The following is a 20701-nucleotide window of genomic DNA, read 5'->3' as shown; positions in this document are numbered from 1 at the left end:
AAACTGTGTTCCTGGCAGAGCGGCGAAGCGTAATCGAGGCGGTCGAAATAGGGGAGCGCCTGCATGTACGTCTTGTATTCGATCAGCTTCTCGGTGCCGCGATGGAGCAGGCCGACATGCGGATCGACGCGCTCGACGATCTCGCCGTCCAGCTCCATCACCATGCGCAGCACGCCATGCGCCGCCGGGTGCTGCGGGCCGAAATTGATCGTGTAATTGGCGATCTCTGTATCGCCGGTCGTCGGATCGGCGCCGTCCGTCTCGCCTTCGATTTCTTCGAGATAGTCAGCCATCACAGTCCTCCGTCATTCCCGCGAAGGCGGGAATCCAGCTCCGAGGGCGGGTGATGGATTCCCGCCTTCGCGGGAATGACGCACAGGGAAACGCTCACACCTTCCCCCCATTCTTCTCGTCGCTTGTTTCGGCCGCCTTCACATTGGCAGCAGCGCCGGCGCCGGTGTCCGACGTATCCTCGGTCGTCTTGGGATCGCCTTCGCTCGGCTCGCCTTCGACGTCGCTCTTCTTGTCCTTCAGCTCGCCGGCCTTGACCGGGCTCGGCGCGCCGGGGGCCTGCGGCGCCTTTTCATCGCCCGGCAGGATATATTCGGCGCCTTCCCAGGGACTCATGAAATCGAAGGTGCGGAAATCCTGCGCCAGTTCGACAGGCTCGTAGATCACGCGCTTATGCTCTTCGGAATAGCGCATCTCGACATAGCCAGTGAGCGGGAAATCCTTGCGGAAAGGGTGGCCGCGAAACCCGTAATCGGTGAGGATGCGACGAAGGTCCGGATTGCCTTCGAAAATCACGCCGTACATGTCGAACACTTCGCGCTCGAGCCAGCCGGCATTCGGCCACAGATCGGTGATCGATGGAACCGGCGTTTCCTCGTCCGCCGTCACCTTGATCCGGATGCGGTGGTTTCGCGTCAATGAGAGCAAATGATAACAGACATCGAACCGCTCCGGCCGCCCCGGATAGTCGACGCCCGCAATCTCCATCATCTGCTGATATTCGAGACCCGGCGTGTCGCGCAGCACCGTCATCGTCTCGACCAGGCTGTCGCGATCGACCGTCACCGAAATCTCGTCGGCCGCCTGCTTGCTGTCGAGCACGACCGAGCCGATCGCGGCTTTCACCGCGTCGAGCACGCCGTCGTTAGAGGCGATGCGGGGCGCCGGGCTTGCCATGGCCTAGCGCTCTACCGTGCCGACGCGGCGGATCTTCCGCTGCAGCTGCATGACGCCGTAGAGCAGCGCTTCGGCGGTCGGAGGACAGCCGGGAACGTAGATGTCGACCGGCACGATGCGGTCGCACCCGCGCACAACCGAATAGCTATAATGGTAATAGCCGCCGCCATTGGCGCAGCTGCCCATCGAGATCACGTAGCGCGGCTCGCTCATCTGGTCGTAAACGCGGCGCAGCGCCGGGGCCATCTTGTTGCACAGCGTGCCCGCGACGATCATCACGTCCGACTGGCGGGGGCTGGCGCGCGGCGCGACGCCGAACCGCTCCATGTCATAGCGCGGCATGTTGACGTGGATCATCTCGACCGCGCAGCAGGCGAGGCCGAAGGTCATCCACCACAGCGAGCCCGTGCGCGCCCACTGGAACAGCTCCTCGGTCGAGGTGACGAGGAAACCCTTGTCGCTGACCTCGGCATTGAGGGCATTGTAATAGTCCATATCCGGCGCGCGCTCGGCGGGCGGCATATGGCTGATGTCCGGATTGGTGACGTCGCCTACTCCCATTCGAGCGCTCCCTTCTTCCATGCATAGGCAAGGCCGATGGCGAGTTCGACGAGGAATACCATCATCGCGATCCAGGCGACCCAGCCGAGATCGAAGACAGTCACGGCCCAGGGAAAGAGGAACGCCGCTTCCAGATCGAAGATGATGAAGAGGATGGCGACGAGGTAGAAGCGCACGTCGAACTGGCTGCGCGAATCCTCGAAGGCTGGAAAGCCGCATTCATATTCGGTCAGCTTGTTCGCATAGGGCTGCGACGCGCCGGTGAATTTGGCGACGATCATCGGCAGCACGACGAAGGCGAAGGACAGGCCCAGCGCAACGCCGAGAAACAGCAGGATCGGCAGATATTCTGCAAGATTGACGGAAATTGTTTCGGGCAAAACCGGGACTCGCGGGGGCTCGTTGAACTTGGGCGCGCTTCTAGGCGCTGCAGCGCAGCAGGGCAAGGGCGCTAGCGGCTGGAATCCGCCGGATTTTCCTGCGAATCGCTCGCATTAGACAGGTCCAGAGCGCGAATATGCGTGGCCCGCGGCGTAGTGCCATCGTTGAGCGCGCCGCCCTCGCCGAAATCGGGCCAGCGCGCATCGGCGACATAGTAGAGCGTATCGCCGAAAACCGTCCCCAATGTCGGCTCGCCCCAGTCCGGATGGGCGCGTTCGAGCGGCTCGATCCGGCGCACCGATCGTCCGGCCGGATCGATGCCGAGACGAAAAATCGCATGCGGGCGCACGCCGTTGCGGATGGCAACGAGGTCGCCGCCGTGGCGCATCAGCCCGTCGATCCCGTCGAGCATGGCGCCGTCGAACGCCTCAACCTGATCGAGCGCGCGGCTTTCGAAGTCGTAGCGGGCCAGGCCGTAGCTGTAATCCGCGACGATCAGCGCCGAACCATCGGGCGCGACGGCGAGACCCTGGGCGCTTCGCAGCCGGCCCGGTTCGATCACCCGCTCCAATTCGGTGGCGCCGACCCGGCGAACATAGACCGCGCCCTGCGCGGCATCGCTCACATAGACATCGCCATTGGGCGCGAGCGCGACATCGCCCGGCTGTGCGCCTTCTTCAGCCGGCAGCCAGAGAATTTCGGCCTGGTCGGGCGAGATGCCGATCAGCCCCGAAAAGGCGTTGTCGCCTTCCGGCGTCTGGTCGACGACCGATGAGGCGACCCAGATCCAACCGCGATCGATGTCATAGACCATGCCCATCGGGCTGCCCATGCGCAGTTCGCCATCGGGCGTGGCGACGCCGCGGCTGGCGAACCGCTCCCATCCATCGGCGCGCAGCAGGTAGATCGTGCGGTCGGTAACGCTGGAAACGAGGATATTGTCGCCGATCGGGACATGAACGAGCCCCTCGATCAGGCCGAACTCGGCGGGCACCTCGCCCACCGCCACGCTGCGACGGATCGGCACCGCGTTATGCGCCGCGAGCGCGCGGAATTCTTCCCAGCCGGCATCGTCGAACAGGCTGCGGACCTGGGCCATTCCCGCTTCCGACAGGGCACCACCAGCGCGGATCAGGCCCCGGAGGGCCTCGCGCGCCGCTACCGGATCGCTCTCCAACGTTGCACCGGCGATCCGGCGAAGCATCAGCCCGCTATAGGCAAAGTCCTCGGCCATGGCGGCGAGTTCGGGCGGTCCGGCCTGATCGGCGGGGACGATCTCCGGCCAGTCGCCGCCATTCGTGTCGGCCATGGCAACGCCCTGCCCCGCGATCCACAACGCGGCGGCAAGGCGCAAGGCGGAATTCATCGCAACGCGCCGGCGACCAGCTTGTGAATGCGCGAGTGCAGCGCTTCGTTGGCGGCGAGATATTCGGCGCGGCCAAGCATCTGGCTGCCGCCGCGAAAATCGGTGACGAAACCGCGCGCCTCGGTCACCAGCAGCATCCCCGCCGCTACATCCCATGGCTGCAGGTCCGCTTCCCAATAGCCGTCATAGCGGCCCGCCGCGACCCAGGCGAGATCGAGCGATGCCGCGCCGAACCGGCGAATGCCCGCAACTTCAGGCGCGATCGCATCGAAAATCTTGTGGAACTGGTCGAAATCGCCATGACCCTTGAACGGTATCCCGGTCGCGACGACGGCTTCATGCAGATTTCGACGAGCGGATACCGTCAGTCGACGGTCGTGCAGGAAGGCGCCCTTCCCCTTTTCCGCCCAGAACAGGTCGTCATTCAGCGGCTGGTAGACCATGGCCGCGCTGATCTCGCCCCAGCCGCTGCCATCGAGCTTGGGTTCCTGCACCGCGATCGAGATCGCGAAATGCGGAATGCCGTGGAGAAAGTTGGTCGTGCCGTCGAGCGGATCGATCACCCAGCGCGGCTTGCCCTCTTCGCCGGCGATCTCGCCCGCTTCCTCGAGCAGGAAGCCCCAATCGGGGCGGACCTGGAGCAGCTCGTCGTACAGGATGCGCTCGGCCTTCTGATCGGCCTTGGAGACGAAATCCGCAGGTCCTTTCTTGGAGACCTGCAGATGTTCGACCTCGCCGAAGTCGCGCGCCAGCGACCGCCCGGCCTTGCGCGCCGCGCGGTCCATGACCGTGATGATTCCGGACCGCGCGGGCATATGATTACTCGGCGGCTTCCGCGGCTGCCGGTGCCTGGACGCCGCAGACCGCGCCAATGGCCGCCTGCACATGCTCGGGATTGTCGGCGCTCAGCTGCTCGTTCTGGGCGAGCACCTGGGTGACGTTCTCGCTGATCTCACGAACCGAAGCGCTGTAGAGGCAGACGAAAAGCTGGTTCTTCACCGTATCGGGCAGGTCTTCGGACTGCAGCGCACCGGCGATGATCGCGTAGTGCTGCGCGGCCGTCTGGACCTGCTGCGCCGTCGGCTGTGCCTGTTGGACTGCCGCATCCTGGGCGATGGCGGGGGCCGCGGCCAGTGTCGACGCGGCGATACTCAGTACGAATTTTCTCATCAGTCTGCCTTCTTTACATATTCCTGGTTGTACACATCGACGATGATGCGCGTGCCCGACGTGATATGCGGCGGGACCATGACGCGAACGCCATTGTCGAGGATCGCAGGCTTGTAGGACGACGAGGCCGTCTGCCCCTTCACGACCGCATCGGCCTCGACGATCTCGGCCTCGACCTGATCGGGGAGCTGCACGCTCAGCGGCTTTTCCTCGTAGAGTTCGAGCATAACGTCCATGCCGTCCTGAAGAAAGGCCACCGCATCGCCGAGCATGTCCGCGGGCAGGCTCACCTGTTCGAAGCTCTCCTTGTCCATGAAGGTCAGCATATCGCCTTCTGCGTAGAGATACTGATATTCCCGCGTGTCGAGGCGGACCTTCTCGACCGTCTCGGCTGAACGAAACCTGACATTGTTCTTGCGGCCGTCGATCAGGTTCTTCAGCTCGACCTGCATATAGGCGCCGCCCTTGCCAGGCTGGGTGTGCTGGATCTTCACCGCGCGCCACAACCCGTCCTCATATTCGATGATGTTGCCGGGACGGATGTCCACGCCGCTGATCTTCATGAATGTCTCGCTTTGATCGAAAAGAGCAGGCGCGCCCTCTAACAGCCGCGCCCATTTCCCACAAGGACGCGATCTTCTGTCGATTTCGTACAATCAACCGTTGCTCGGCCGCGCTATACGATCAGGCGTAGTAGCGAGGGTAATGTCATGCTTACGCCTAAAACCGTACTGCCGCCTCTGGCCGGCCTGTTCGGCAAATCGAAGAACCGCGAAACATCGTCGGAACCTGCGGCGAACAATGACGATACGGCGATCGATGCCGAGCATCAGGCCGATCTCAACCGCCGGGCCGTGGCCTTCACGGCGAGCAAGGACGAGAACCTGGCGGCCTAGCCTAGTATTTCGGCGAAGGCGGCCACACCGGCCGCTTCGCCCTCTTCATGACTCCAGACGGCGCCACTGACGGCGAGAAAATCGGCACCCGCCTCGACCAGCGGCGCGGCATTGTCCGCCGTGATCCCGCCGATGGCGACGCAGGGCAGTTCGAACAGGCCCGACCACCAGGACAAGATTTCCGGTTCGGGCCGGTGCGTCGTTGCCTTGGTATCGCTCGGATAGAAGGCCCCGAAAGCGACGTAATCGGCGCCTGCCTCCCCCGCCTCCATCGCGAAATGGCGGCTGTCATGGCAGGTCGCGCCGATCTGCGCCGACGGGCCGAGGATCGAGCGCGCCTCGGCGATATCGCCGTCCGACCGCCCCAGATGCACCCCGTCCGCGCCGAGGCGCTTCGCCAGCGCCACCGAATCGTTGACGACGAAGGCGACATCGCGATCGGCGCAAATTCGCTGCAACGGCTCGGCCAGCCGCGCCGCTTCGTGCTGGTCGAGATCCTTGACGCGGAACTGGAAGGCCGCGACGGGCCCTCCATCAAGCGCGCGGGCAAGCCGCTCGGCGAAATCGCCGCCGATCTCAGGGGGCGAGATCAGATAAAGCTGGCAGCCAGGATCGATCATGCGCGCCCCCTTAGCGCGCGCGACCGGCAACGCGAAGGCCATTTCGCCATTAAGCGATGGTGCAGGGATCGAAGCGCAATGACCCACCCATGAAGACCGCGTTAGCCATCCTCGCCGGCACCCTTCTCACCGCCTGCGCCACTGTCCGTGCCGAACCGGTGCCCGTCGAAGGCCCGGTCGCAATGGGCCAAGCCGCCTTTGTCGACGGGCCGGTGGTAACGCCGATCGAAGTGATCGAGGACAGCCGTTGCCCGATGAATGCCCGCTGCATCTGGGCCGGTCGCTTGATCCTGCGGGTGAATGTTCTCGGCGGGTCGTGGCGACGCTCGATGGACCTGACGCTGGGTGAGCCGCAGCATGTCGCAGACGGCGCGTTGGCGCTGGTTTCGGTAACGCCCGAACAGCAGACGGGCAGCGAAATCGCACCAGGCGATTATCGCTTCGCCTTCCAATTTCATGGCGGCCTTTAGGGCCAAAGCCCGCGCCGAAGACAAATTCACGCCTATTCGCGGCCGAATATCACCTCGTTGGGACTCTGCGAATTGGCGAAGACGATATCGGGCCTGCCGTCGCCATCCATATCGCCGACCGCAACGCCATAGGTGTCGGCCGGTTCGGCATCGAGCCGCTGCGTCGCGAAAACGCCATGGCCGTCGTTCCAATGCACTGAATTGGGCAATTCCTCGGTGCCCTGGACGAGATCGACCGCGCCGTCGCCGTCGACATCGGCCGCGATCAGCGCCTGGACCGGCCCCGCCCCGGCCGCGAAGATATCGCCCGGCGTGAAGCTGCCAGCCCCATCGCCGCGATAGAGCCGCAACCCGCCTTCCACCGAACCGAGAACAAGATCGATCGCGCCGTCTGCGTCGAAATCCGCGACGACCGACTTGCGGTTGTCGCCCTCGCTGTCCGGCAGGGCGGCGGCCACGAACGCGGCGCTGCCGTCGTTCAGCAGGACGAGGCTGGGATCGCCGTCGCGCGAGGCGACAAGGAGATCGGTGTCGCCATCGCCGTCGATATCGGCGGCAGCGATATCGGTGGACGCCCCGCCGGTGCCGGGCAATTCACGGGCCGCGCCGAAGCCGCCCCTGCCGTCACCGAGAAATGCCAGATCCGCATCGCGCCGCCGGGCGATCACGAGATCGAGAACGCCGTCCCCGTTCAGATCGGCCAGCCGCGCACCCCGCGCCGCGCCGCCGCTTCCGGACAGTTCGGAAGCTATCTCGAAATGCCCCGCGCCGTCATTGTGAAATACCATCGCCGGCAATGTGTCGCGGACGACGACGATATCGGCATCGCCATCGCCGTCGAGATCGCCGGCGCGGATCACATAGCTGGCCGAGAGCCCGCCGATCGGACGCGCTTCGAGCAGCCGGCCATTGCCCGCGTTGATATGCACGAGATCCTGCTGCGCCCAGTGCCGGCCATTGGCCGCGAGCACATCGAGATCGCCGTCGCCGTCGACATCGGCCAATTCCACCTCGGCCGTGAACTGCGCCGGAAATTCGAACAGCAGCAGCGGGTTGATTCGATAATCGCGATCCTGCGCCTGCGCCGGAGCCGCACCGAGCCCGGCAACCGCGGCAAGCAGCGCGAACCGCATCCTTACCGGCCCTTTGGTGCGCCCGGTGCTCAGGTAACCGACGCCGCGTGAATCTGATCGATCGCGCCGCCCAGCGTCGCGTCGAACTCCTCATCGCTCTGGCTGGCCCGCAGATCCTGCAGCAGCCCGCGGCTGAAGCTCGCGATCATGCCCTCGTTCTTTGCCAGTTCCGCGCATGCCTCGTCGGTTGAATATCCACCCGACAGCGCGACGACGCGCAGCACCTTGGGGTGATCAATCAGTGGCTTGTAGAGATTGGGTTCGACCGGAATCGACAGTTTCAGCATCACCTGCTGCCCGTCGTCGAGTGCATCGAGCTGTTTGGTAATCTGTGCGAGCAGGATCTTGTCGCTTGCGGCGCGATCGGCGCTCTTGATGTTCACTTCGGGCTCGATGATCGGCATCAGGCCGTGGCTCAGGATCTGCTTGCCGACCTTGAACTGCTGGGTGACGATCGCAGCGATCCCGCTTTCGCTCGCCTTGTTGATGACAGAGCGCATTTTGGTGCCGAAAACGCCCTTGGCGACGGCGCGTTTGCACAGCGCGTCGAGCTCGGGCATCGGCTTCATCATCTGGACGCCGTCGTCCTCGCCTTCCAGCCCCTTGTCGACCTTCAGGAACGGCACGATGCCGCGATCCCACAGCGCCTCGGGCACCGGCTTGCCATCGGCCTCGCCGTCCATCGTCTTTTCGAACAGGATGGCGCCGATCACCTTGCCATTGCCGAAGGACGGCGCGGTGATGATCCGGGTGCGCATCTGGTGGATGAGATCGAACATCTCGTCGTCACTCGACCAGGCACTTTCATCGACACCGTAACCCGCAAGCGCCTTGGGCGTCGAACCGCCGCTCTGGTCGAGCGCGGCGATAAAGCCCTGGCCGTCGCGCATCTGTTCCATCATCTTCGGATCGGTCATCGAAATTTCCCTGTGTTGCCTGGTTGCGAATCGCTGGCCCCTATAAGCCGGGGCCGGACTTGACGAAAGTTCGGCGGCCTTGGTTCAGCGCCTGATCTTGCGGATGATCGCGTTGAATCGAAGCACCGGGCGGCCGTCTGCCGTCGCCAGCCCCTGAACGAAAATCGTCTTGCCGCCGCCTCGCACAACCTCTCCGCGCGCTTCGATCAGTTCGCCGACCGAAGCGGGCGCGAGAAAATCCGATGTCATGTTCAGCGTGACGCCGTGGCTGTCGCCCATCGCCTCGCGCGCGATCGCGAAGATTGCGCTGTCGGCAAAGGTCATGAGGCAACCGCCATGCATAAAACCGCCGCCGTTCATATGCCGCGGTTCGGCGCGGAAGGCGCACAGCGCGCTGCCGTCCTCTTCGATCTTCTCGTAGAATGGCCCGGCGCGCTGTTCGAAGGCGTCGCTCTGCCAGACCGACCAGCCGGCGAATTCGCCTTCAGTGACAGGAACGAGCCCGCCTTCGGCGCCGACGGCTTCGTTCTCGCTCATTTCGCCAGCGCCGCGACGCCCGGCAACTCCTTGCCTTCCATCCATTCGAGGAAAGCGCCTCCGGCGGTCGAGACGAAGCTGAAATCGCCCCCCACACCGGCATGGTTGAGTGCGGCGACCGTATCGCCGCCCCCCGCCACCGATACCAGCGAACCTTCCTGCGTCAGCGCGGCCGCGGTCTGCGCCAATGCGACGGTCGCCTTGTCGAAGGGCGGCGTCTCGAAAACGCCGAGCGGGCCGTTCCAGACGAGGGTCTTGCAGGTCTTCAGCACGTCGCCCAGCGCCTCGACGGCGGCCGGTCCGATATCGAGGATCATCTCGTCGGCGGCGACCTCGTGGACGTTGCACGTCCGCAGGCTCTCCGGGTTCGCCGCGAACTCTTTTGCCACCATGACGTCATAGGGAAGATGGATCGTGCAACCGGCCTTGTCCGCCGCTTCGGCGATCCTGGCCACCGTGCCGACCAGATCATGCTCGCACAGCGATTTTCCCACATCGACACCGCGTTCGGCGAGGAAGGTGTTCGCCATGCCGCCACCGATGATCAGGTGATCGACCTTGCCGACCAAATTCTCGAGCACCGCAAGCTTTGTCGAAACCTTGGCGCCGCCGACGACGGCGGCAACGGGGTGTTCCGGGCTGCCGAGCGCCTTTTCGAGCGCCGTCAATTCTGCCTCGAGTGCGCGTCCCGCATAGGCAGGCAGCCGTTCGGCGAGGCCCACGGTCGAGACATGCGCGCGGTGCGCCGCCGAAAAGGCATCGTTGACGAAGAAATCGCCAAGTCCCGCGATCGCATCGGCGAGATGGTCGGCGTTCTTGGTCTCGCCCGGATGGAAGCGCGTATTTTCCAGGATCGCGACATCGCCGGGCGCCATTTCGGCGATCTGCCTTTCGATATCGGCACCGACGCAATCGGGAAAGAACAGCACCTTGTGGCCGATCAGGCGCGCGAGCGGCCCCTGGATCATTTCCAGCGACATATCGGGATTGCGCGTGCCCTCGGGCCTTCCGAAATGCGAAAGCAGCAGCACTTTCGCGCCCATGTCGGAAAGCGCCTTGACCGTCGGCACCGCGGCCTCGAGCCGCGTCGTATCGGCGACGCGCAGGCCATCCATCGGAACGTTGAGATCGACGCGGACCAGGGCGCGCTGGGCCGCCACGTCCTCCAGATCGTCCAGGGTCTTGAATGCCGTCATGACGTCACGCTTTCCTGCCGCTTTGCGCAAAGCTCTAGAGCAGCCCCGCCATCACGCCCGCGGTGTCGATCATGCGGTTCGAAAAGCCCCATTCATTGTCGTACCAGCTGACGACGCGTGCCAGCTTGCCCTCGAGAACGGCTGTTTCGAGGCTGTCGACGGTCGAACTGGCCGGCTGGTGGTTGAAATCGGAGCTCACGAGCGGCTGGTCGGTGTAATCGAGAACACCCTTCATCGGGCCGTTCGCAGCGGCTTTCAGCGCGGCATTCAGCTCGTCCGCCGATGTGTCCTTGCCCGGCGTGAAAACGAGATCGATCAGCGACACGTTCGGCGTCGGAACGCGAACCGAGCTGCCGTCCAGCTTGCCGTTCAGTTCGGGCAGGACGAGGCCGACGGCGCGGGCCGCGCCCGTAGTCGTCGGGATCATGTTCTGTGCCCCGCCGCGCGCCCGGCGCATGTCCGAATGCATCTGGTCGAGCATCCGCTGGTCGTTGGTGTAGCTGTGGATCGTGGTCATGAAACCACGTTCTATTCCAACGGTTTCGTGCAGGACCTTCGCAACCGGTGCGAGACAATTGGTCGTGCAGCTGGCGTTGGAAACGATGACGTCGTCGGCGGTCAGGCTGTCCTGGTTGACGCCGAAGACGACCGTCTTGCTAACATTCTTGGCGGGCGCCGAGATCAGCACGCGCTTCGCTCCGGCGGTCAGATGCGGTTCGGCGGCCTCGTGCGACTGGAAGAAGCCCGTGCATTCGAGCACGATGTCGACGCCCATATCCTTGTGCGGCAGGTCGCCGGGATTGCGTTCGGAGGTCACGGCGATTGTCTTGCCGCCAACGGTGATGCTGTCGTCCGACGCGCTCACCTCGCCCGGGAAGCGGCCATGGGTCGAATCATACTGAAAGAGCAGCGCGTTGGCCTTAGCATCGGCAAGATCGTTGATCGCGACCAGATCGAAATCGTGATCGTCCCGCTCCAACAGCGCGCGGGCGACGAGCCGCCCGATTCGCCCGAAACCGTTGATCGCTACCTTGACTGCCATGAAACTGAACTCCTTCCTGAATTAGCCTTTGATCTTGTCGGCGATCCGCGTCGCGATCGCCCCCGGCGTGAAGCCGAAATATTCGAACAAGACCGGCGCCGGCGCCGATGCGCCGAACCGGTCGATCCCGATATTGAGGCCGTTACGGCCCGTATAGCGCTCCCAGCCCAGCGTGGCACCCGCCTCTACCGAAACCCGCAGCACGTCCTCGCCATCCGCCAGGATGTCGGCGCGATAGGCCTCGTCCTGCTTCTCGAACAGCTCCCAGCACGGCATCGAGACGACATCGGCGGCAATGCCCCTCTGTTCGAGCTTTTCGGCCGCCTCGATCGCGACATGCACCTCCGAACCGGTGGCGAGGATGATCACCTGCCGCCCGGTGCCGGCGGAACGGACGCGATAGGCGCCCCTGGCGCACCGGTTTTCCGACACATCGTCGCGCAGCTGCGGCAGGCCCTGCCGGGTCAGCGCGAGTACCGAAGGCGTTGCCTTCGATTTCAGCGCCAGTGCCCAGCATTCGGCCGTTTCGACCGCGTCGGCGGGGCGGAAAACCTGCAAATTGGGCATGGCGCGCAAGCTCATGACTTGCTCGATCGGCTGGTGCGTCGGCCCGTCCTCACCCAGCCCGATCGAATCGTGCGTCATGACGTAGATGACGCGCGCCTTTTGCAACGCCGATAGCCGGATCGCCGGACGGCAATAATCGGAAAAGATCAGGAATGTGCCGCCATAGGGGATGATGCCGCCATGCAGCGCCATCCCGTTCATCGCGGCCGCCATGCCGAATTCGCGGATACCGTAATAGACGTAGCGGCCGCCGTAATTGTCGGCGGTCAACGGCTCCATATCCTTGGTCTTGGTGTTGTTCGAACCCGTCAGATCCGCAGAGCCGCCGACCGTTTCGGGGATCGCCGCATTGATCGCACCCAGCGCCATTTCGGAGGCCTTGCGCGTCGCGACCTTTTGCGGATCGTCGATCAGACCCTGCAGATATGACGTCATAGCGTCATCTCCTTCGGGAAGATCGCCATTCATACGGCGCGAGAATTCGGTCTTTTCAGAATGCCTTGCGAGGCGTTGCTGCCATTCCGTATAATTGGATTGGGAATGCTTTCCGGCCTCCGCCCAGGCCTCCTCGATCTCCGGCGGAACGAGGAAGGCCGGTGCATGCCAGCCGAGTTCCTCGCGCGCCGCATCGATTTCGTCCTCGCCAAGCGGCGCACCGTGCGTCGCGGCCGTGCCCTGCTTGTTCGGCGCGCCATAGCCGATGATCGTCTTGCAACGGACGAGCGAAGGTCGCGGATCGGCGATCGCTTTCTCGATCGCCATGCGAACGTCATCGGGATCATGGCCGTCGCACTCGCAAACGTGCCAGCCCGCCGCCTCGTAGCGGGCCGGGATATCCTCGCTCGTCGACAACTCGGTCCCGCCGTCGATGGTGATGCTGTTGTCGTCCCAGAAAACGGTCAGCTTCCCGAGCTTCAGATGCCCCGCCAGGCCGATCGCCTCATGGTTGATGCCTTCCATCAGGCACCCGTCGCCGGCGATCACCCAGGTTCGGTGATCGACCAGATCGTCGCCGAACTGCGCGTTCAGATGCCGTTCGGCCATCGCCATCCCGACCGCCGTAGCCAGCCCCTGCCCCAACGGTCCGGTCGTCGTCTCCACGCCTTTCAGCAGGAAGTTTTCCGGATGGCCGGCACAGGGGCTGCCGAGCTGCCGGAAATGCTGGATTTCGTTCATCGTCGGATGGTCGTAACCCGTCAGATGCAGCAGCGAGTAGATCAGCATCGAGCCATGACCGGCCGAAAGCACAAAGCGATCCCTGTCAAACCAATCAGGGTCTTGTGGATTGTGTTTGAGATATCGTGTGAACAACACTGTGGCGACGTCGGCCATGCCCATCGGCATTCCTGGATGGCCCGAATTGGCTTCCTGGACCGCGTCCATCGAAAGCGCGCGGATCGCGTTAGCGAGCTGGATATGTGTGACCGTCATCGATACGAATTCCCGTTGGCGCCGATCCGGCGGTTCGCTGTCGCGCAAAAAGGCGAGTCGGCAAGGCCGCGCGACCATTGGTCCGCGTCACGCTCATCGTCAACAGGGGGCCATCAACAGGCTTGCCCGCAAGACCGACCATGCTATTCATATGCCATGGCAAGTCCGCCGCTTAACGTCTCTCTCGACAAGCTCGAAGCCGCGCTGGCGCGGATCGAGCGCGGACAGGCCGACACACCCAATCTCTTCGCCGCCGAAAATCGTGCGGATGACGAAGCGCAGCGCAGCGAAGCGCTGCTTGCCGATCGCGACAGGACGATCGCGAAATTGCAAGCGGATCTCGCCGACATTACCCGGCTGAAGGATCAGGAGATCGCGGCTTTGCGCGCGAAACTGGCCGATCGCGCCGCCGCGCCTGCCGATACTGCGCCGATCGAGGCGAGATACGCGCAATTGCGCGCTGCCGCCGAAAAGACCGTGTCCGGCATCGACCGGATCCTGGCACAAGCGCCAGAAGGCGGCACTCATGGCTGATGTCACGCTGATCGTCGGCGGCCATAGCTATACCGTGTCCTGCCGGGACGGCGAGGAAGAGCGGCTCAAATCTCTGGCGCGGATGGTCGACGAAAAGGTCAGCAATGCGCGACAATCGGTCGGCGGAAAGCTGGGCGAGGCGCGCGATCTGCTCTTCGCTGCGCTGCTTCTGGCCGACGAAGTCGACGAAATGCGCGAAAATGCGGGGACAGACGGTCTCGCCGAACGCGCCGAAACCCTCGCCGAACGCGCCGAAACGCTCGCTGCGCGCCTTGCGCGCTAGGCAGACCGTGCCTAGATCGGTCGTGGCGGGAGCTGCCCGGTACGAGCCTTTGCGATAATCCCTGAGGCGATACAACATCCAAGGGAGCTGTCCCTGCCCGGGTTGCGGGATCTGAGATAGGGTCCGGGTCCGGTGCAAACGGCGCCCACCTGACGTTACTGGCGTCAGAGGATTTTCGGGCAAACGGCCATGGCGGCCCCGCCACCGCCTTTGCGCCTTCATAGTCAAGGTATGCGACCATGATGAAAACGCAGTTCCGCAAGCGCTATCGCGCGCTTCGCAAGGAACATGTGCGCTCTCTATCCGCCGACGCGCGGCAGCGTGCGGGCGAGGATATCGCCGACCAGATCGAGGAAAACCTCCCCGGCGGGCTTCCCGCGGTCATTTCGGGTTATGACGTCATGGGGTCCGAGCTTGATATCGCACCGGCGCTAAACCGCTGGAAATCCAACGAAATTCGAATAGCCTTCCCGACCTTCGACCCCAGCGGCGATGTCATGACCTTTGTTTGTGACGGGGAGCCGGTCGATGTCGAACTTATCCTCGCCCCGCTGATCGCCGCCGATCGCAGCGGACGCCGGCTGGGCCAGGGCGGCGGCCATTATGACAGGGCGATCGCGGCGATTCGCGCAAAACGGCCCGTTACCGTGGTCGGCATCGCCTGGCCGTGCCAGATCGCCGAAGCGCTTATGTCGGACAGGTGGGACGAACCGCTGGATTTCCTCGTCACACCCGAGGAGTGGATCGCATGCAGGTAGAAGAGCCGAGCTGGCGCAAACCGGCGGGAATATTGCTGATTCTGCTGCTGATCGCGATCTGGTGCGTGGCCATCGCCAGTGCATCGCCGTGGATCGGACAACTGCACGGCCTGTTGCAGCTCGTCATCTATGTGACGGCGGGAATCGTCTGGATCTGGATCTTGCCGCTGAAGCGGCTTCTGACCTGGATGGAAACAGGAAAATGGCGCGAGTGACGGGACTTGAACCCGCGGCCTCCGGCGTGACAGGCCGGCGCTCTAACCAACTGAGCTACACCCGCATGGTGTTGGGAGGCGCGGCAATTAGGCGAGGTGCCCGAAGCTGTCAAGCGGCGCATCGCCGCCCGAGAAGCATTCCGCAGGATAGAGTATCGGGTTAACTCTTTATTTACCAAGTTCGTGAATAGACGATTCACATCAACACAAGAAAACGCGTCAATTGAACGAAAGTTCCAGACAATTTGAGTTTTACGGGTAACAACAAGAGTAATATTTTACATCTTGTTAGCCGTATAGCGCCATATCCCTTTCCGACCGCACAAAACGCGGGGGGACACAGATATGGCTTTTTCGTGCAAGCGCGATTGTCGCGCACATCTTTACGTGGGTATTGCAGGAGCGCTGATGGCGTCGACCGCAATGCCGGCATATGCGGCGGGTACGCTCGCCGGAACGACGATCGAGAACACAGCCTCGGCCAGCTATGACGGGCCGGGCGGTGCGACCGTCTCGATCGATTCCAACAGCGTGGAACTCGTCGTCGATGAAATCCTCGACGTGGACGTCGTCTCCAACGATCCGGGCGATGTCGGTGTCGCGCCGAACGAAGACGATTCCGTCCTGACATTTACCGTGACCAACGGTGGCAACGGTCCGGAACCCATGGTTCTGGCCGCCAATGCCAGCCTGGGCGGCGACGATTTCGATCCCGACGCCACCAGCATCTTCATCGATGGCAACGGCAACGGTTCCTATGATGCCGGTGTCGACACCGCCTATAACGCCGCCAGCCCGCCCTCGCTCGACCCTGACGAATCGATCGTCGTGTTTATCCTTGGCGACATCCCGGGATCGGTAGGCGATGGCGATCGCAGCGAAGTCGGCCTCACGGCCACTGCGCAAACCGGCAGCGGCGTACCCGGAACGGTCTTTGCCGGCGCCGGCGAAGGCGGCAGCAATGCCGTGGTCGGCGCAACGGGCGCATCGGACGACGACAGCGGTTTCTATGCCGCCGCCGTGGCGCTGATCGCGCTCGTCAAATCGGCCGTTATCGCCGATCCGTTCGGCGGGGCGACGCAGGTGCCGGGATCGACGATCACCTACACACTGGTTTCCAGCGTCACGGGCTCGGGCTCGCTACCCAATGTCGTCATCAGCGACAGCATCCCGGCGGACACCAGCTACGTCGCGGGCAGCATCACGCTCGACGGCGGCGGACTGACCGACAGCGCCGGCGATGCCGATGCCGGATCCTATGACGGCAGCGCGATCGCCGTCGATCTCGGCACCGTCGCGGCCGGCACCAGCAACACCATCACTTTTCAGGTCGTGATCGACTGACGGAGAATAGCCATGAAAATTTTCCTTTCATTTCTTGCCCTTACTCTGCCGATGACGGGCGCAATCGCCAGCGATGTCGCGCTCGAAAGCACGGTCCTGGTCGAACGCAGCGAGCAGATGCCCGACGGCACCGTCTCGATGACGCTCGAGGAGCCGGCGCGCGTCGTGCCCGGGGACAATCTGCTGTTCGTGCTCGATTATCACAATGAGGGCGCCGAACCGGCCGAGAATTTCCGCGTGGTCAATCCGCTGCCCGACGCCGTCGCCTTTCGCGACACCAACGACGCGGGCGCCGAATTTTCGGTCGATGGCGGCGAGCATTGGGGCGCGCTGAGCGCGCTCACGATCACCGGCGAAGACGGCGCCGTTCGACCGGCCACCAACGAAGACGTGACCCATGTCCGCTGGATCCTGGATCGGGCGATCCCGGCCGGTGGCGAGGGTCGAATCACATTTCGCGGCACCGTTCGATAGCCGCATTTTGAGTACCGCTGACGTGCCCGCGGACCGGGGGGTGAAGGGCACGACCGACTGCCAGTATTAGGATTAAAGCAATGACTCATATGACGAAATTGCTCCTTTCTGCCAGTGGTCTTTCGATTGCGGTGCTGGGGGTTCAACCGGCATTCGCAGCGGGCACCACGGCGGGCTCGAGCATCACCAACACCGTCACTGTCGAATTTCAGGTCGGCGGCGTCGACCAGACCGACGTGACCGCGTCCGACACCTTCGTGGTCGATCGCAAGATCAACACAAGCGTTGCCGAACAGGGCAATGTGACGACAACCGTCGCGCCGAACCAGCAGGATGCGGTTACCGCGTTCAACGTCACCAACTCGTCGAACGATGTCGTCGACATCAACCTCGCCGCGACCAATTCGGCCGCGGCGCATGGCGGCACCGACAATTTCGACGTGTCGGGCTTCCAGATCTATCTCGATGATGGCGATGGCAGCTACGACAGCGGCGATACGCTGATCACCTATCTCGACGAGATGGCCGAGGACGAAACGCGCCTTGTCTTCGTGATTGCCGATATTCCCAATGGCCGTGCCACGGGCGATGTCGCCGGTATCCGGTTGACCGGCACCGTCCGCGAAGGCGGCGCAGTGTCCTCGCTCGGCGCCGCGATCACCGAATCCTCGAGCAACGACGCGGCTGTCGAAGATACGGTCTTCGCCGATGCCGACGGCACGTTCGACGGTATTTCGTTCGACAATGACGACTACACTGTTGCTGCGGCAGCGCTTTCGGCGGTCAAGATCAGCGAAGTGCTGGCCACGGGCTATCCGATCGCCGGGGCCACGGAATATTTCAATATTCCTGGCGCGACCGTGCAATATTGCATCGCCGTCACCAATGCGTCGGGCGGCGCTGACGCGACCGGCGTCACGATCACCGATACCGTTCCGGCCGACACGACGTTCGTCGGCGGTTCGATCCTGATCGGCGGCAGCTATGACGACAATGGCACGCCGGGCGATACGTCCGACGACAGCTGTTCGGGCGGCAGTGCCGGTGGCAGCTTCGACGGCACCGACGTGACCGCGCCTCTCGGCACCGTTTCGGCGGGCACGACCGAAGTCGTCACCTTCCGGGCCACCATCGACTAAACGGAATTGGGCCGCCGGATCGGGGGACCCGGCGGCCCAAACCCGTTGAAATCAATGGCCAAATCGATCATCCATCTGTGTGCGGCGCTGTTCGCACTGTTCGCCGCGCTATGGCTCGCGGGGACGCCTGCCGACGCGCAGCGGACGGTCAGCAATGTCGCGCATGTCGAATGGGGAGAGCCCGGCGCGACGCACAGGATGCCGTCCAACCGCGTCGACATTCTCGTGCAGGAACCGGATGAAACGCCGCCTGCCATAGCCCTATACCGCCTCGATGAGGGCGGTGACCGACGCTACCCGCTCGCATCGGCCAGCTGCACGCTCGCAGACGGCACGGTGCCGGACATCGGCGGTCCCTATGCGTCATTCGAGCGCAATCCGGCCACCCTCGCGCCGGCGACCGCGATCAATCCGGGCGAGCCGCTGGTCTTCGTAGTCGATTATGCGGCGGGCAATGCCGATCCTTCGGCTCGCGAACGGTTCGAGGTCGTTATCGAAACCGATACGGGCGACCGCGAGACGGTCGAATTCGTCGAAACGGCACCCGATAGCGGCATCTTCACCGCCTGGCTGCGGACGCGCGCCATGCCGCCCTCGCCGGTTCAGGACAATTGCGTGCTCTCGGTCCGGCCCGGATCGCCTCTTGGTCTCATGCTCACCGGCATCGGCAGCACGGCGACGTTCGAACTCGATGTCGATATTCTGATCGCTCTCGGTTCGATAGTCTTCGATGCGGAGACCGGCGAACCTGTGGATGGCGCGCGCGTGACGCTGATCGACGCGGCAACCGGCCAGGTGGCACAAGTCTTCGATGCCGACGGCGTTACCCCCCTTCCCGCAACAGTAACATCGGGGGGGCCGACCCAGTCGTCCTTCGCCACGGCCGGCATCCGCGGACAGGCCGCGCCTGGAGCGCTGGCACCCGGCGAATTCCTGTTCCCGCTGGTCGCGCCTGGCCGATACCGCCTGCTGATCGAACCGCCGCCCGAATATCTCGGCATTTCGCGCCGAAGTCCCGATGAACTGTCGGGCCTCGTTGCACCCGACGGACATCGCTACCGGCTGATCAGCGGGTCTTATGGTGACCCGTTCGTGCATTCGTCGCTGACCTCCGTCGCGCTCGACGTGCCGCTCGACCGGCCGCCGCCGCCCTTGCGAATCGAAAAGCTTGCATCCCGGCAGGTCGCCTCGCCCGGCGACCCGATCGCGTTCCGCATCGTCGTGGGAAGCCGCGATGCCACACGCGCGACCGAAGCTTTGACGATCACCGATATTCTCCCGTCTGCGCTGCGGCTGCGTCCGGACAGCCTGCGGATAGGCGGAGAACCGGCCGGTGCCGCCGCCACCATCGCGGCCGATGGCAGCCGGTTCGAGCTCGCCATACCGCGCCTTGCACCGGGCGAGACCGCGCTCGTCACCTATGTCACCGAAGTGCTGCCCCAGGCGCGCGACGGCGTGGCCGTCAACAGCGCCACCGTTACCGACGATATCGGCATGGAAAGCGCGACCGCCGATGCGTCCATCCGCATCGAACGCGATACGATCGCCACCCGGATGACGATCATCGGGCGCGTGATCGATGGCGGCTGTGGTATCGATCCGCGAACCGCACCGGGCGTTCCCGGAGTCCGTGTCATGCTCGAAGACGGCAGCTATGCCGTGACCGACGAAGATGGGCGCTATCATTTCGAAGGCGTCCGTACCGGGCTGCACGTCGTCCAGATCGACGAACATTCGCTGCCGCTCGACCGGGCGGCAGTCGATTGCGCGCGCAACACCCGGTCGGCAGGCCGCTCCTTCTCCCGCTTCGTCGAGGGTTTCGGCGGGTCGCTGCGCCGGGTCGATTTCCACGTCGCCGCCGTCGCGCCGCGCGAAGCGCCCGCCGGGTCGACACCCACCGCACCGCGCCCCGAGGTGGTTTCCGATGCTGAGGCCGCCGGCGCCGAGCGCGACTGGTTCACCGGGCGCGAGCCCGGGATCGCCTGGCTGTTCCCGGCCGAGGATCACAATCCGCGCAGCCGCGTGCTCCGCGTCGCGATCATGCATCTGCCGGGCCAGACGGTTCGGCTGAGCCTGAATGGCGAAGCCGTTGAGCCGGTGGCGTTTGACGGACTGCGCCAGAACGAGGCGCGGACAATGGCGGTGAGCCTGTGGCGCGGCATCGGAATCGATCCGCGCAGCAACACGCTCCGCGCCGAAATCCTGGCCGCCGACGGTACGGTCGTCGAAACGCTGACGCGAACCGTCAATTTCGCCAATGCGCCGATGCGCGCCGAGCTGGTGCGCGAACGCTCGGTCCTCGTGGCCGATGGCATCACGCGCCCGGTCATCGCCGTGCGGACGGGATCGAAGAAAGCCGATTCCACAAACACATCATTGGTAGCTTCAGTGCAGCCGGACGCTTCGCCGCCGATAACACCACCCAACGCCTCCGGTCCATTGTCGAGCCGCGCCAACACCACGAGCAGGAACACCAGAT

General features: G+C 64.0%; 24 protein-coding genes, 1 tRNA gene and 2 pseudogenes. 10 read left to right on the top strand and 17 right to left on the bottom strand.

Going from position 1 to position 20701, the window contains the following annotated elements; translation table 11 throughout:
* The 8 genes and pseudogenes from Q0139_RS08585 to efp form a co-directional block, all read right to left on the bottom strand.
* Positions 1 to 293 (bottom strand): annotated as a pseudogene (locus tag Q0139_RS08585) (NADH-quinone oxidoreductase subunit D); the annotation flags it as partial.
* 94 nt (positions 294 to 387) lie between these two features.
* Positions 388 to 1188, bottom strand: a complete 801-nt coding sequence (locus Q0139_RS08580; RefSeq protein ID WP_298020177.1) for an NADH-quinone oxidoreductase subunit C — start codon at positions 1186 to 1188, stop codon at positions 388 to 390.
* A 3-nt stretch (positions 1189 to 1191) separates the two neighbouring features.
* Positions 1192 to 1710, bottom strand: a complete 519-nt coding sequence (locus tag Q0139_RS08575) for an NADH-quinone oxidoreductase subunit B family protein (protein WP_298020183.1) — start codon at positions 1708 to 1710, stop codon at positions 1192 to 1194.
* Positions 1711 to 1739: 29 nt separating this feature from the next.
* Positions 1740 to 2117 (bottom strand): NADH-quinone oxidoreductase subunit A, encoded by a 378-nt coding sequence (ndhC, locus tag Q0139_RS08570; protein ID WP_298020180.1) that lies wholly within the window; start codon positions 2115 to 2117, stop codon positions 1740 to 1742.
* Between the two features lie 83 nt (positions 2118 to 2200).
* Positions 2201 to 3496 carry a hypothetical protein gene (locus tag Q0139_RS08565; RefSeq protein ID WP_298020174.1) on the bottom strand — a complete coding sequence of 432 codons (1296 nt, stop codon included), beginning with the start codon at positions 3494 to 3496 and terminating at the stop codon, positions 2201 to 2203.
* Positions 3493 to 4311 carry an inositol monophosphatase family protein gene (locus Q0139_RS08560; RefSeq protein ID WP_298020172.1) on the bottom strand — a complete coding sequence of 273 codons (819 nt, stop codon included), beginning with the start codon at positions 4309 to 4311 and terminating at the stop codon, positions 3493 to 3495. Before Q0139_RS08560 ends, Q0139_RS08565 begins: the two co-directional genes overlap by 4 nt.
* Positions 4312 to 4315: 4 nt before the next feature.
* Complete coding sequence (locus tag Q0139_RS08555) at positions 4316 to 4666, bottom strand: hypothetical protein (RefSeq protein ID WP_298020169.1); 351 nt, start codon at positions 4664 to 4666, stop codon at positions 4316 to 4318.
* Positions 4666 to 5229: an elongation factor P gene (gene efp / locus Q0139_RS08550; RefSeq protein ID WP_298020166.1), complete on the bottom strand. Its 564-nt coding sequence runs from the start codon at positions 5227 to 5229 to the stop codon at positions 4666 to 4668. Before efp ends, Q0139_RS08555 begins: the two co-directional genes overlap by 1 nt.
* A 147-nt stretch (positions 5230 to 5376) precedes the next feature.
* On the opposite strand from efp, the gene Q0139_RS08545 reads away from it, so the two are divergent.
* Positions 5377 to 5562 (top strand): hypothetical protein, encoded by a 186-nt coding sequence (locus Q0139_RS08545; RefSeq protein ID WP_298020164.1) that lies wholly within the window; start codon positions 5377 to 5379, stop codon positions 5560 to 5562.
* On the opposite strand, the gene thiE is transcribed toward Q0139_RS08545, so the two are convergent.
* Complete coding sequence (gene thiE / locus Q0139_RS08540) at positions 5559 to 6182, bottom strand: thiamine phosphate synthase (protein ID WP_298020161.1); 624 nt, start codon at positions 6180 to 6182, stop codon at positions 5559 to 5561. The genes Q0139_RS08545 and thiE overlap by 4 nt on opposite strands.
* A gap of 89 nt (positions 6183 to 6271) precedes the next feature.
* Between thiE and Q0139_RS08535 the strand changes: the two genes are divergently transcribed.
* Complete coding sequence (locus Q0139_RS08535) at positions 6272 to 6652, top strand: hypothetical protein (protein WP_298020158.1); 381 nt, start codon at positions 6272 to 6274, stop codon at positions 6650 to 6652.
* A gap of 32 nt (positions 6653 to 6684) precedes the next feature.
* On the opposite strand, the gene Q0139_RS08530 is transcribed toward Q0139_RS08535, so the two are convergent.
* The 6 genes from Q0139_RS08530 to tkt form a co-directional block, all read right to left on the bottom strand.
* Entirely contained in the window at positions 6685 to 7785 is a 1101-nt protein-coding gene (locus Q0139_RS08530; protein ID WP_298020155.1) for a VCBS repeat-containing protein, read from the bottom strand.
* A gap of 29 nt (positions 7786 to 7814) precedes the next feature.
* A complete protein-coding gene (locus Q0139_RS08525) occupies positions 7815 to 8702 on the bottom strand; it encodes a fructose bisphosphate aldolase (RefSeq protein ID WP_298020152.1) in 888 nt (295 codons plus the stop codon).
* An 84-nt stretch (positions 8703 to 8786) separates the two neighbouring features.
* Entirely contained in the window at positions 8787 to 9239 is a 453-nt protein-coding gene (locus Q0139_RS08520) for a PaaI family thioesterase (RefSeq protein WP_298020148.1), read from the bottom strand.
* A complete protein-coding gene (gene pgk, locus Q0139_RS08515) occupies positions 9236 to 10435 on the bottom strand; it encodes a phosphoglycerate kinase (RefSeq protein WP_298020145.1) in 1200 nt (399 codons plus the stop codon). Before pgk ends, Q0139_RS08520 begins: the two co-directional genes overlap by 4 nt.
* A gap of 34 nt (positions 10436 to 10469) precedes the next feature.
* Positions 10470 to 11477: a type I glyceraldehyde-3-phosphate dehydrogenase gene (gap, locus tag Q0139_RS08510; protein WP_298020140.1), complete on the bottom strand. Its 1008-nt coding sequence runs from the start codon at positions 11475 to 11477 to the stop codon at positions 10470 to 10472.
* A gap of 21 nt (positions 11478 to 11498) precedes the next feature.
* Positions 11499 to 13475, bottom strand: coding sequence for a transketolase (gene tkt / locus Q0139_RS08505; protein ID WP_298020137.1), 1977 nt, complete (start codon positions 13473 to 13475; stop codon positions 11499 to 11501).
* 156 nt (positions 13476 to 13631) lie between these two features.
* Between tkt and Q0139_RS08500 the strand changes: the two genes are divergently transcribed.
* The 4 genes from Q0139_RS08500 (at position 13632) to Q0139_RS08485 (ending at position 15265) form a co-directional block, all read left to right on the top strand.
* A complete protein-coding gene (locus Q0139_RS08500) occupies positions 13632 to 14009 on the top strand; it encodes a hypothetical protein (RefSeq protein ID WP_298020133.1) in 378 nt (125 codons plus the stop codon).
* Positions 14002 to 14292, top strand: coding sequence for a cell division protein ZapA (locus Q0139_RS08495; protein WP_298020131.1), 291 nt, complete (start codon positions 14002 to 14004; stop codon positions 14290 to 14292). Before Q0139_RS08500 ends, Q0139_RS08495 begins: the two co-directional genes overlap by 8 nt.
* A 239-nt stretch (positions 14293 to 14531) precedes the next feature.
* On the top strand, positions 14532 to 15050 hold the full coding sequence (locus Q0139_RS08490) for a 5-formyltetrahydrofolate cyclo-ligase (protein WP_298020128.1): 519 nt from the start codon (positions 14532 to 14534) through the stop codon (positions 15048 to 15050).
* On the top strand, positions 15041 to 15265 hold the full coding sequence (locus Q0139_RS08485; RefSeq protein ID WP_298020125.1) for a DUF2842 domain-containing protein: 225 nt from the start codon (positions 15041 to 15043) through the stop codon (positions 15263 to 15265). The genes Q0139_RS08490 and Q0139_RS08485 overlap by 10 nt, the downstream gene beginning before the upstream one ends.
* On the opposite strand, the gene Q0139_RS08480 is transcribed toward Q0139_RS08485, so the two are convergent.
* A tRNA-Asp gene (locus tag Q0139_RS08480) sits at positions 15254 to 15330 on the bottom strand. The two genes, Q0139_RS08485 and Q0139_RS08480, sit on opposite strands and share 12 nt — an antisense overlap.
* A gap of 343 nt (positions 15331 to 15673) precedes the next feature.
* Between Q0139_RS08480 and Q0139_RS08475 the strand changes: the two genes are divergently transcribed.
* The 4 genes and pseudogenes from Q0139_RS08475 to Q0139_RS15525 form a co-directional block, all read left to right on the top strand.
* Complete coding sequence (locus Q0139_RS08475) at positions 15674 to 16609, top strand: hypothetical protein (protein ID WP_298020123.1); 936 nt, start codon at positions 15674 to 15676, stop codon at positions 16607 to 16609.
* A gap of 12 nt (positions 16610 to 16621) precedes the next feature.
* A complete protein-coding gene (locus Q0139_RS08470) occupies positions 16622 to 17083 on the top strand; it encodes a hypothetical protein (RefSeq protein WP_298020120.1) in 462 nt (153 codons plus the stop codon).
* A gap of 89 nt (positions 17084 to 17172) precedes the next feature.
* Complete coding sequence (locus tag Q0139_RS08465; RefSeq protein WP_298020117.1) at positions 17173 to 18222, top strand: hypothetical protein; 1050 nt, start codon at positions 17173 to 17175, stop codon at positions 18220 to 18222.
* Positions 18223 to 18276: 54 nt separating this feature from the next.
* Positions 18277 to 19650 (top strand): annotated as a pseudogene (locus Q0139_RS15525) (hypothetical protein); the annotation flags it as partial.
* Between the two features lie 575 nt (positions 19651 to 20225).
* Here the strand turns inward: Q0139_RS15525 and Q0139_RS15520 are convergent.
* Entirely contained in the window at positions 20226 to 20681 is a 456-nt protein-coding gene (locus tag Q0139_RS15520; RefSeq protein ID WP_367180736.1) for a phenylalanine--tRNA ligase beta subunit-related protein, read from the bottom strand.
* Positions 20682 to 20701 lie beyond the last annotated feature (20 nt).

The organism is uncultured Parasphingopyxis sp., from assembly GCF_937129435.1.
GTDB lineage: Bacteria > Pseudomonadota > Alphaproteobacteria > Sphingomonadales > Sphingomonadaceae > Parasphingopyxis.
Note: the sequence above shows the minus strand (reverse complement) of the source record. Positions and strands in the feature narration are given on the sequence as shown.